We start from the raw sequence: 12,110 nt of genomic DNA, 5'->3' as shown, positions 1-12,110 counted from the left end.
ATCTATAACGTTATTAGATGGGGCTTAGTCTATTTTTGATTCCAAAGAAATTTGTGCATTCAATAAAATTGAAAAAATTTATATTAAAACTATTAGGAGGGAATTTTATGTTAAAACCAAATAAAGATTCAGGATTTTCCCATCTTTCCAAAATACATCCTTGCTTAGGAGGAGAAGCTCATCATAATTTTGGAAGAATTCATCTTCCAGTAAGTCCAGCCTGCAATATACAATGCAAATTTTGCAAAAGAGATTGCAATAGTAATGAAGAGAGACCGGGAGTTGCCAATGGAATATTAGATCCTAAAGATGCTGTAGATACTATTAGAAGAGCATTGGAACTTTGCCCTCAAATAACAGTAGTAGGTATAGCTGGACCAGGAGACACTTTGGCAACACCACAGGCAATTGAAACCTTTAAACTTGTGGACAAAGCTTATCCTGACCTTGTTAAATGCTTAAGTACAAATGGATTGTTACTTGAACGTTATGCTCAGGATATTTACGATGCTGGAGTGAGAACTATAACAGTAACTGTAAATGGAGTTGATCCAAAGATTCAAAGTCAGATTATATCTCATATAGTATTAGATGGCAAGATATATCATGGGGAAGAGGCTGCAGACATACTTATAAAAGCCCAACTTAAGGGAATTGCTAAAATAAGCAGTTTAGGTGTAGTAGTAAAGGTAAACTCTGTGCTTATTCCAACTGTTAATGATGAACATATAGAGGAGATAGCGAAAACTGTGAAAGAAGCAGGAGCTACTTTATATAATATTATACCTTTAATACCACAACACGATTTAAGTCATATTCCAGCACCTACTTGTGAACAGTTAGATAAAGCAAGAGTAACTGCTGAAAAATACCTTGGAGTATTTAGACATTGCAAACATTGCCGTGCAGATGCATGTGGAATACCAGGTAAAGAAGATCTTTCCTTAAAACTTTACGGAGTTATAAATGAAAAACTTGAAACTTTTTCACATGGTTAATGGGTTAGAATTTAAATGATTTTGTGTATAAAGGGATGAGAGTTTATGACTATAAATATTAAGAGAATAGAAGCTGTTACTAGAGAAGGTAGGCTTGGATCAATTACTGGATATACGGGAACTATAAAGGATCTTGTAAAGAAGGCTAAAACAGGATGCCTTAAAAATAAAGAAAGATGTTTTAGTCAGGCTACTAACTGCAGTTCTGGATGTGCGCAAGGATACTTAGCACGTATAATGGATTCAGCTATTGTAAATCATGGAGCTAAGGGATGTTCAGCAGATGTTATTGGAGAAAATACTAATTTTCTTTGGGGTCAAAATATACGAGATCTTGAAAAGAGAAATGTGAATGTCATTAATACTAATATGACAGAGGAAACTACTGTTTTTGGCGGACTGAAAAAATTAAGGGATGCAATATGGGAAGCTTATAGGAGATTTAGTCCTAAAGCTATCTTTATAACTACTTCTTGTGCGTCAGCTATTATTGGTGATGATGTAAAAAGTGTCGCAGATGAAATAGAAGCACAGATAAATATACCGGTAGTACCAGTTTTTTGTGAAGGATTCAGATCAAAGATATGGGCCTCTGGCTTTGATGCAGCATTTCATGCTTTACTTACTAGAATAGTAAAACCACCAAAAGAAAAGCACCCAGAGATCATTAATATGTTAACTTTTAATGGTAGTGGTCGTGATTATGTAGCAGAAATATTGTCAAATTTTGGCCTTGTTCCTAAGTTTGGAATACCTTTTTCAACTATAGAAGATATATCTAAAATGTCTGAGTCAGCAGCAACTATGAGCATATGTGGTACTCTTGGCAGTTATTTTGGAAATGGATTAGAACAAAAGTATGGAGTCCCTTATATAAGATCTTTGCAGCCCCATGGAATTGCCGGTATGGATAATTGGCTTCGTGAATTGGGAAAAGTCGTGGGAAAGGTAGAAGAGATAGAGGAATATATAAAGCAGGAAAAAGAAAAAATAGCACCTGAACTAGAAGAAATAAAAGAAAAGCTGAAGGGAAAGACTGCAGTAGTAGGCATGGGCCCAAGTTTTTCTCATAATTATATTAGAGTACTTGGAGAATTAGGTATTAAAGTAATATGGGGTGCTTCTTGGCATTTTGATCAGGAGTACGATCATGGTAGTATACCTGAATCTACTATTGAATTGTCTGAAAAGGAATATGATACACCAATAAGTGTATGTGATCAACAAAATTTTGAAATATTAAATCTGCTTAATAAATTAAAACCAGATTTATACTTATCAAGACATCCTGGTACTACTGTATGGCCAACTAAAATGGGTATTCCCTCTGTAATGGTAGCAGATGAATTTAGTGCCTTTGGCTATAGAGGAATAATAGATTTAGGATACAGGATAATAGATGCTTTAGCAAACAATAATCTTGCCCTTAGTCTATCAAAAAGAGTTAAACTACCTTATACTTCCTGGTGGTTTCAACAGGATACATTTAAATTTCTTGAAGATGAGGTGAAATAATGAGTGAGGTAGTTGAACAATTAAGACATGTTTGTACCCTTGGGGGATATGAATCGGTACTTGCTATAGAAAAAGCAGTTCCAATAATACATGCCGGACCAGGCTGTGCTGCAAAAATATGGTCCACTTTAGGACTGCAAAATGGATGCCAGGGAACTGGTTATATGGGAGGGCATTCAATACCCTGTACTGATGTAGGAGAAAAAGAGGTAGTTTTTGGAGGAGGCAATCGATTACGTAAAGTTATTTCAAATTCATTTAAAGTAATGGATGCAGAGCTTTACGTAGTATTAACTGGTTGCACTTCTGATATTGTAGGAGATAATGTACCTGAAATTGTTAAAGAATTTAAAAATGGGGAGAAATCTATAATATATGCTGAAACAGGAGGATTTAAAGGAAGTAATTTCATAGGACATGAACTGATTATGGATGCTATTATAGATCAATATTTAGAGCCGTCAGATGAAATAGAGGAAAAACTTATAAATATATGGGCTACCGTACCTTATCAGGATACCTTTTGGGCAGGAAATTATGAAACAATAAAAGATTTATTATCTCAGATAGGAGTTAAAGCCAATATTATTTTTGGACCAGGTAATGGATTAAAGGCCCTTAATGATGTGCCAAAAGCTCAATATAATCTATTAATATCTCCATGGGTAGGACTTAAGAATGTTATTCACCTTAAAGAGAAGTTTGGCACTCCTTATTTACACTATGAAACACTTCCTATTGGACCAACAGAAACAGGTAAATTTTTGAGGACTATAGGAAAAATTCTTCATATTGATGATAATGTTGTTGAAGAAGTGATAAAAAAGCAGGAGGATAGATATTTCTATTATATAGAAAGAGCAGCAGATGTTTTACTTGAAACCAGACTTTTGCCAAAGCATTTTATTACTATAGCAGATAGTGCTTATACACTAGGTATTTCTAAATTTTTAACAAATGATTTGGGGTTGTTAGGTGATAAACAGTTTATTACAGACGATGTACCTAAAGAGTATCATAAACAAATAAAAGAATATTTTAATGAAAACCCTAGTTCTAATATAGGGGATATTCAGTTTACCAGTGATAGTGGAAATATAAAAAACTATTTAAGAAATACTAAATTCAGAACAAAGCCGCTTATATTGGGCAGTGGTTGGGATAGAGTAATTTCAAGAGAGGTTAAGGGCTATCAGCTTTCTATATCAGCACCTGTCAGTGACAGAATGGTACTTAGCAGATCATATCTGGGATATGAAGGTGCACTTAGATTAACAGAAGATATTTATTCAGCAGTATTGCAGGATTTTCAGTAAAATTTTTATTATAGTTCTATAAACTTTTACTTGGTATTTATATATAGATAAATTTATTTAGAATTATATATTTATAGATTATTTATAAAATTTAAATTGATAAAGTATTGGGATTTATGAAGAGGGTTTAATATATAGGATTATTACACTGGGAATGTAATAAAACCATAAATTTTATTAGTTAATTTTAATATTTATTTTTGGAAGGAATGGTAATTATATGTCAGAACTTAGTTGTAGAAAAGCATTGGATAATATACTATCTTATGCACCTGCTAAAACACTTCAGGAAATACAGCAGGAACTTGGACTTAACAATATTTTGAGACTTTCGGCAAATGAAAATACTATGGGACCATCTCCTTTAGCATTAAAGGCAATAGAAGAGGGATTAAAGGGAGTCTATCTGTATCCAGATGGTCAATGTACTGAACTTAGAAAAAAATTAGCTTATACTTATAATTTTAATGAAAATCAATTGATTTTTGGTAATGGATCTTTTGAATTGATTAATTTAGTAGCAGAAGGATTTGTTAATCCAGGAGATGAGTCTATAATACCAATACCAACTTTTGGGTGGTATAAGGTTGTAACTTTGGCCATGGATGGTATCCCTGTTGAGATTCCGTTAAAGAATCACGCAATCGATTTAAATGAAGTAAAGAATAAAATAAATAGTAAAACTAAAATTATATGGTTATGTAATCCCAACAACCCTACAGGAACTATTTTTGGTAGAGAAGCTTTAATAAACTTTTTAGATTCAATACCTAAAAATATATTAGTGGTGTTGGATGAAGCTTATTACGAATTTGTTACACATGAAGATTATCCTCAGACTGCTTCATTAGTAGATAAGTATAATAATATAATAGTTTTAAGAACTTTTTCTAAGGTTTATGGGTTAGCTGCACTTAGAATAGGATATGGAATTGCAAATGAAAATTTAATTGGAGAATTAAATAAAATAAGATTGCCTATTAATGTTAATGGGTTAGCACAAGTAGCTGCTATAGCTAGTTTAGAGGATGAAAATTTTAGAGAATCATGTGTCATAAACAATAATATAGGTAAAGAATTTTTCTACAAAGAGTTTGATGAAATAGGTCTTGAATATATACCAACAGAAACTAATTTCGTTATGGTTAATGTTGAGGAAGACAGTACTGAAATATCAAATAAAATCCTACAAAAAGGTATTGCTGTTCGTGCTGGTATTGAATACAATATGCCAACTTGGCTTAGAATTACAATTGGTAAACCTAAAGAGAATAAGTTGCTAATTGAGGAATTGAAGGTTGCTTTAAAATATTTTGAGAGGGTGATATAATGATAAAAATTAAGGCACCAGAAGTCTATATTAATGAAGAAAATATTTTACAGCATGCTGGTGAATATATCGCAAAGCTTGGAAATTATACTTTGGTTATTGGAGGTAAAACAGCTTTAAAGATAGCTGGGCCAGGTGTTTTTGAAAGCCTAAATAGTGAAAAAATCAAATATGAAATTGAAGAATTTAGTGGATATTGTACTTTTGCTAATATAGATAAATATGCTGAACTATCTAATAGATTAGGAGTAAATATAATCATTGGTATTGGTGGAGGTAAAGTATTAGATTTAGTTAAAGCTATAGGTGAAAAGACAAATTTGCCTGTAGTAACAATACCAACTATTGCGGCAACTTGTGCAGCTTGGTCCGCTTTATCTGTAATATATAATGATAAGGGCGAACATATTGATTATTTGTTATTGGAAAAATCACCTAAGCTCATATTAGCAGATACAAATATAATATCAGAGGCTCCTGCTAGATATTTAAATGCAGGTATTGGAGATACCATTGTAAAATGGTATGAAGCTGCACCACATCTATCAGATAATAGTGATATATCTTTGAGAATTGGTCTTCAAACAGCAAAATTAGCTCTTAATATATTAGAAAAATATGCTGATGAATTACATGTACAGCATAAAGAAAGCTATGTAAAAAGTCAATATAAAGATGTAGTTGACTCTATTATAATTTTAGCAGGATTGGTTGGAAGTATAAATGGAGGAAAGCATAGGGCGGCTATAGGACATGCCATTCATAATGGCTTAACTTATATTCCAGATACTAAGGGAACTTTGCATGGTGAAAAAGTTATCTTTGGATTGATTGTTCAATTTGTATTAGAAGGAAAAAGTGAAGAGGAAATAGCAAGACTTATTAATTTACTTAATAAGTTAGAATTACCAGTTACATTGGGTCAATTGGGAATAAAAGATAATATCCATGATAAAATACAGATTATTGCTGATAGTGTAAATTTCGATTCCAGTGAATTAGAAAATTTAAATTTTCAAGTGAATAAGGATCTAATTATAAAAGCAATTACCAAAGTAGATGAACTAGGAAGTAGTAGTTTAAAGTTGAAAGCTATAGTATAAAGATACCATAAGATTTTCTTAAGAATGGTAATTTTTTGAATAATTAATTTATTTAACTTTTATGTAATAAAACAGAATTACTTTTTTATTTATATAATAGCTAAAAAGCCGTTTTACAATATATATTATTGTGAAACGGCTTTTTAGCTATTATTCTTATACAAATATTTATTGACAATTTGATAAAACTTATTTATAATTGAGTAAAGTTAACATACTGGTAAACTATGATATGTGTCGACTGGAAAAACCAGAGACCATAAGCAAAGATAATTATCTTTGTTTATGTTTTCTGGTTTTTTGCTTTATTAAATCAGAAAACATTTATAGAACCAATACATTTAAAACAGCTGATTTTAATTTTATTTTATAGGAGGTTATAAAATGAATCAAACATTAGATAACTCTGTTAAGTTATCAAAATCAAAGAAATTGGAGAATGAATCTATAGTTTTTAAAATTATAAATTTAATATTTGGTTTAAGACAATTGTTAGGTATAGCAATTTTTTTAGCATTATGGGAAATAGTGCCGCGAATAGGTCTTGTGGATAGTAATTTTTTACCGCCATTTTCTGTAGTGTTAGAGACATTTTTTCAAATGTTATTTTCTGGAGAACTTATTGAGAATATTTCAGTTAGTCTAAAACGTTCTTTAATGGGATTTTCTTTAGGAATAGTATTAGCTATACCATTAGGGCTTATAATAGGTTCCTTTAAGAAAATTGAATTTTATGTAGATCCTCTGCTTCAATTATTTAGACAAACTTCTACCCTTGCACTATTACCAGTTTTTTTACTGTTTTTTGGAATTGGTGAAACATCTAAAGTTGCTATAGTTTTTTGGGGTGTATGGTCTGCTATATTGTTAAACACTATCAATGGTGTGAAAAATGTAGATACTAATTTAATTAAAGCTGCCAGATCCATGGCATCTCCTCAATTAACAATATTTATGAAAGTTATATTGCCTTCAGCTTTTCCTTCAATTATTACGGGTATAAGAATTAGTGCAACTTCGTCAATTTTAGTTTTAATTGCAGCAGAAATGATGGGAGCAAGTTCTGGATTAGGATTTTTACTATATGATACTCAAATGAAGTATCAGATACCGAAGATGTATGCATCTATTATTACAATGTCTTTAATAGGGCTTATTGTCAATTATATTATAGTAGCTTTTGAAAAAAGAATCTGTGTTTGGAAACCTGAGAACTAAAGGAGTGTAGAAACTAATGAAAAAATTTTTAGTAATAATTTTAATATTAATGACTATTGTATCTTTATTTTCAAGTTGTGGGAAAAGTAAAGATAATAGTTCTAATTCAAGTAGTAGTACAGCTGAGGTTGGAGATAATACGAAAGCATATACAGGTAAATTTGTGAATGGAAAATTGACAAAACCATTTCGTCTGAAAATGCCTACTCCAACAGGATTTACTGAAGAATCTATTATAGCCTATAAAAAAGGTTTTTATGAGGAAGTAGGAATAATTCCAGAGTTTACAGGTGTATTACCTCCTAATGTAAGTTTAGTTCAATCTATAATTAGCGGAAGAAACGATTTGTTTAGTTCAGGACATATCACAACAATTGCACAAGCACGTCAATCAGGTGCAAATTTAAAAATTGTGCTTACTGGTAGTAGTGATAGTCAGGATCCTCGTAAAAATCATATGGTTTGGTTTGTAAAAGACGGTGAAAATATTAAATCCGCAAAAGATTTAGTTGGAAAGACTATTGCCATGAGTGGTAAAGGTAGTTGTGCAGAACTTTGGAATTCAGAATTCCTACGTCAAAACGGAGTGGATGTAAAGCAAACTAAAATTGTTGTTATGCCAGACCAACAGCAGGAACAAGCACTTAGACAAGGTAATATAGATGTAGCAATATTACATGCTCCATATAATATAAAAGCAAGAAATGCAGGCGGATTAAAAGTCTTAACTACAAGCTATGATATAACTCAAAAACTTGGAGATGGACGTCTAAGTGGAGTTGGAGCTCGTGCCTTTAGTGAAGATTTTATAAAAAAATATCCTGATGTAGTAAAAGCGTATATAGTAGCTACTGTTAAGTCTCAGCAATACATAAATGATAATTTTGATGATTCATTAAAAATTGCTGGAGAATTTTTGAAAATGGATACAAAAGATATGGGAGGATTAACATACCCTGATCAAAAGTGGGTTGAAGAGAAACAAGTTGATTTTTGGATTAATGCGGCAGAAAAAAATAAATTAGCTGGATTTGAAACACCTGGGAAGGTAAAGGCTTCAGATTTGTATACTAATGATTTAAATCCTTATTATACTGGAGAATTAAAATAAATATACGTTTGAGAATGGAGAGCAGTTAAATGAAAAAAATTTTAGTTTCAACCATAAGTTTAATTTTTATTATATCATTGTTATTAACAGGATGTGGAAAATCTAAGGCTACTGATTCTTCTAGTACATCTGAAGTGGGAGATAGTAGTAAACCTTACATTGGGAAATTGGTAAATGGTAAACTTACAAAGCCATTTAATCTTAAAGTACCAACTCAAACAGGCTTTAATGAGATAATAATAGCTGATAAAAAAGGTTTCTTAAAAGAGGTAGGAATAAATCTTCAATATACAGGAGTTTTACCTGCTAATGTGAGTTTGGCTCAATCAGTAGTTAAAGGTGATAATGATTTATATAATTCAGGACATGTGGTTACAATAGCACAGGCACGTCAAGCTGGTGCTAAACTTAAAATTGTACTTCAAGGTATGGTAGATAGTGCTGATTTTGATAAAACCCATATGACCTGGGTTGTAAGAAATGATAATAAAATTAATTCACCTAAAGATTTAGTGGGAAAGAAAATTGCAATGAGCAGTAGAGGAAGCTGTGCAGAGCTTTGGAATTCTGAATTTCTTCGCCAAAATGGAGTGGATGTAAGTAAAAATCAAATTGTTGTTATGCCTGATCAACAGCAAGTACAAGCACTTAAACAGGGAAATATAGATGTAGCTATTCTGCATGCACCATATAATATGAAAGCTAAAAATCTTGGCCTTAAAGTTCTTACTACAAGTTATAAGATTGGAGAAACAGCTGGTGATGGAATTACTAGTGGACTTGCAGTTCGTGCCTTTAGTGAAGATTTTATAAAAAAATATCCTGATGTAGTAAAGGCTTATATAATAGCAGATCTTAAAGCACAACAATATATAATGGATCATTATGATGAAGCATTAAAAATTGATGCAGATTATCTAAAAATGGATGTTAAAGATGTTTCTGGTAATGCATATCCTGTTGATCAAAAATGGTTAAAACCAGAGCAGGTTAATTTTTGGATTGATATAGCAGAAAAAAATAAATTTACTGGATTTGAAACACCAGGAAAGGTAAAAGCTACAGATTTATATACAAATGATTTAAATCCTTATTATACTGGAGAATTAAAATAAATATATGTTTTTTATAAAAAATTAATTATAATTAAAAAAATATTTGACAAAATATCCTTTTAGTCTTATAATTTTAATTAAACAAATATGAATACTTGGTAATCTTTATATACAGTTGACTAGACAAACTAGAGACTATATTTACTTTGATTTTTAATTTTAGAGTAAATATAGTCTTTTTTGATATCTTAACTTATTTAATGATTAGTTATTGTAACATTTTACAAAGTTTGAGTTATCGGTAATGGGTTCTTAGATAATTCATTTAAAATTTCATGAATTACAATAATTTTCCCAAAATAAGAGTCATTAATATATTATTTCATAGTACTCATATTGCGTAGTAAAGTATTTTAGTAACTTTATAAGATAAAACGAAGGAGATAGTAAAATGAGTGAATTATCAAATGAAGCAGTAAAATACATAGAGCAATCTAAATTGGGATGGCTTATTACTGTAGGGGGGGATAAAAAACCTTATATAAGACCTATGGGAGCATTTTTTAACGAAGGGTTAGATTTATATTTCTTAACTGCAAAGGAAACTGAAAAAGTTAAGCATATAAATGAAAATCCAACTGTTACTTTTTACTTTGAAAATCCAGGGCAGCCCTATGATACCTTTAAAAGTGTTGCTGTAAGTGGTGAGGCTATTGAAGTTTTAGAAGAAAATGATGAATTTAAAAAAGCTGTAGAGGGTATAAGTATTCGTTATCCAGTTATAAAAGAAAGTGTAGAAAATGGCAATATTAAATCTTCATCAATTTATAAAATAAATGCTAATTTTATAAAAGTAGCGGATTACACAAAGTTACCAAAAGAATTATCAGAAGATATTTAATAAAACTAACTATAGATTTAAATATAATAAAAAATTTAGACCAGCTAGTAAAAGTCAATAAAAATTAAAAAAATAATTTATGAGTAAAAATTTGCATAGCAAATAATCCATTGAAAAAGCACGAACAATGGAATTAATTGTAAGATGATTAGTCTTTAAGTTTTTAGCCGTTAGGCTGCTGTAGTAGAACCATTATTAAGATACATTTTAATATGTATTTTAGGATCACGTATTTCATACTCTTTTTGGTTCCTTAGGACGGAGAATATGTAATTAACAAGTTTATGCATTATTGCCACTAAAGCAACCTTTTTGCTTTTACCATTTAGGTTTTCTTTATAGTAGGTAAGTAAAACTTTGTTTATAGGTTCACCGCTTCTACTGGTTCGTATGGATGCTAATGCCACAGCATATAAGGCTCTTCTGCCTATTCTGGTACCACGTTTAGACATAGTATTTTTATTACTGTTAAACTTACCAGATTGATTGACAGATGGGTCAATACCAAAGTAAGCAACTAAATGTTTAGCTTTTACAAAACCTTTAATATTGCCTATTTCACTCATTATTGTGATGGCAGTTAATTCACCAATACCTGGTATTGAGTAAATCAATTGAACATTTTTCTTAAATTGCTCTGAAATCCTATTGCTTTTCATCAATGAATGAATTTCATTTAATAAATTGTTAAGCTGATTTTCTAAAGTTTCTATTACAGAAATTGTGTTCATGATTTTTACAAACAGGCTAGGCGATTTAAGACCAATGTAAATAGCTTCTTCAGCAGCATCAATTAGCTTTTTATAGATTTTTTCACTATATGTTAGTCCTTTTCTTGAATGACTGCGAATAAGATCTATTAACTCATTTTTATCAGCATTTAAGATAGCTTTAGGACTTGAATATTCTTTTAAAATTGCTATTGATGTTTTGCAAGTAATGTTTGAAAAAACAGAGCTATAGCTAGGAAAAATAATTTTTAAGTCGGTAGAAAGCTTTTTCTTAAAAGTAGATTTACTATCAGTAAACTTATAGTAATCTCTACAGAGAGCTTTTAAGGTATAAATTTCAATATCAAATGCAGAAGTATATTTAACATTTTGAAATTTGCCTATTTTAGCAATGGTTAATGCATCTTTTTTATCATTTTTCACTTTTCTTATGTCTCCATTCTTGTTACAATTAGTAATGAGTGGATTTAAGATACATGTTTCAAATGTATCCCTAAGAAAGTGGAAAAGAGTAAGATGGTATACACCAGTAGATTCCATGAAAATTGCCGTTTTCATGTTAAACTCTTCTTCCGCTTTTTTTATTTGATCTACTAGGTAATCAAAACCATTTCTATTGTGCTTAATTTTAAAAGGCTTTCTATAAACTTCACCGTCAGGTGCTAGTATAGCAACTACTGAAAAGTCTGCTGATACATCGATTCCAACTATTGGTCTATAAAAAAATTTACTCATAAAATAATATCTCCTTTGCTTTGTGAGATAGAATAGATATTCCATTTCTATCAGTAATTCTATAACCTTGTTTGTGACACGGGTAATTCCCAAAGGG

At 30.8% G+C, this 12,110-nt stretch carries 10 protein-coding genes; 9 read left to right on the top strand and 1 reads right to left on the bottom strand.

Annotated features, from left to right (window positions below; all coding sequences use genetic code 11):
• Positions 1–107 precede the first annotated feature (107 nt).
• The 9 genes from CLPA_RS16360 to CLPA_RS16320 all read left to right on the top strand — a co-directional run bounded on the left by CLPA_RS16360 (position 108) and on the right by CLPA_RS16320 (position 10,547).
• On the top strand, positions 108–998 hold the full coding sequence (locus CLPA_RS16360; RefSeq protein ID WP_003446469.1) for a radical SAM protein: 891 nt from the start codon (positions 108–110) through the stop codon (positions 996–998).
• 45 nt (positions 999–1,043) lie between these two features.
• Positions 1,044–2,513, top strand: coding sequence for a nitrogenase component 1 (locus tag CLPA_RS16355; RefSeq protein ID WP_003446471.1), 1,470 nt, complete (start codon positions 1,044–1,046; stop codon positions 2,511–2,513).
• A complete protein-coding gene (locus CLPA_RS16350; RefSeq protein WP_003446473.1) occupies positions 2,513–3,829 on the top strand; it encodes a nitrogenase component 1 in 1,317 nt (438 codons plus the stop codon). Before CLPA_RS16355 ends, CLPA_RS16350 begins: the two co-directional genes overlap by 1 nt.
• A gap of 220 nt (positions 3,830–4,049) precedes the next feature.
• The gene (gene hisC / locus CLPA_RS16345) at positions 4,050–5,159 is read left to right on the top strand and encodes a histidinol-phosphate transaminase (protein ID WP_003446475.1); all 1,110 of its coding nucleotides are present in this window, start codon (positions 4,050–4,052) and stop codon (positions 5,157–5,159) included.
• Positions 5,159–6,262: an iron-containing alcohol dehydrogenase family protein gene (locus CLPA_RS16340; protein ID WP_003446477.1), complete on the top strand. Its 1,104-nt coding sequence runs from the start codon at positions 5,159–5,161 to the stop codon at positions 6,260–6,262. The genes hisC and CLPA_RS16340 overlap by 1 nt, the downstream gene beginning before the upstream one ends.
• A gap of 384 nt (positions 6,263–6,646) precedes the next feature.
• The gene (locus tag CLPA_RS16335) at positions 6,647–7,480 is read left to right on the top strand and encodes an ABC transporter permease (protein ID WP_003446480.1); all 834 of its coding nucleotides are present in this window, start codon (positions 6,647–6,649) and stop codon (positions 7,478–7,480) included.
• 16 nt (positions 7,481–7,496) lie between these two features.
• Positions 7,497–8,591 (top strand): ABC transporter substrate-binding protein, encoded by a 1,095-nt coding sequence (locus CLPA_RS16330; RefSeq protein ID WP_003446482.1) that lies wholly within the window; start codon positions 7,497–7,499, stop codon positions 8,589–8,591.
• Positions 8,592–8,620: 29 nt separating this feature from the next.
• A complete protein-coding gene (locus CLPA_RS16325) occupies positions 8,621–9,706 on the top strand; it encodes an ABC transporter substrate-binding protein (RefSeq protein ID WP_003446484.1) in 1,086 nt (361 codons plus the stop codon).
• Between the two features lie 391 nt (positions 9,707–10,097).
• Positions 10,098–10,547, top strand: coding sequence for a pyridoxamine 5'-phosphate oxidase family protein (locus CLPA_RS16320; protein ID WP_003446486.1), 450 nt, complete (start codon positions 10,098–10,100; stop codon positions 10,545–10,547).
• Positions 10,548–10,717: 170 nt separating this feature from the next.
• Here CLPA_RS16320 and CLPA_RS16315 read toward each other — a convergent pair whose 3' ends face one another.
• Positions 10,718–12,013: an IS110 family RNA-guided transposase gene (locus CLPA_RS16315; RefSeq protein ID WP_003440352.1), complete on the bottom strand. Its 1,296-nt coding sequence runs from the start codon at positions 12,011–12,013 to the stop codon at positions 10,718–10,720.
• Positions 12,014–12,110: the final 97 nt, after the last annotated feature.

This window comes from Clostridium pasteurianum DSM 525 = ATCC 6013 (assembly GCF_000807255.1).
Classification (GTDB): Bacteria; Bacillota; Clostridia; order Clostridiales; family Clostridiaceae; genus Clostridium_I; species Clostridium_I pasteurianum.
This window is presented reverse-complemented; position numbering and strand designations above follow the sequence as displayed.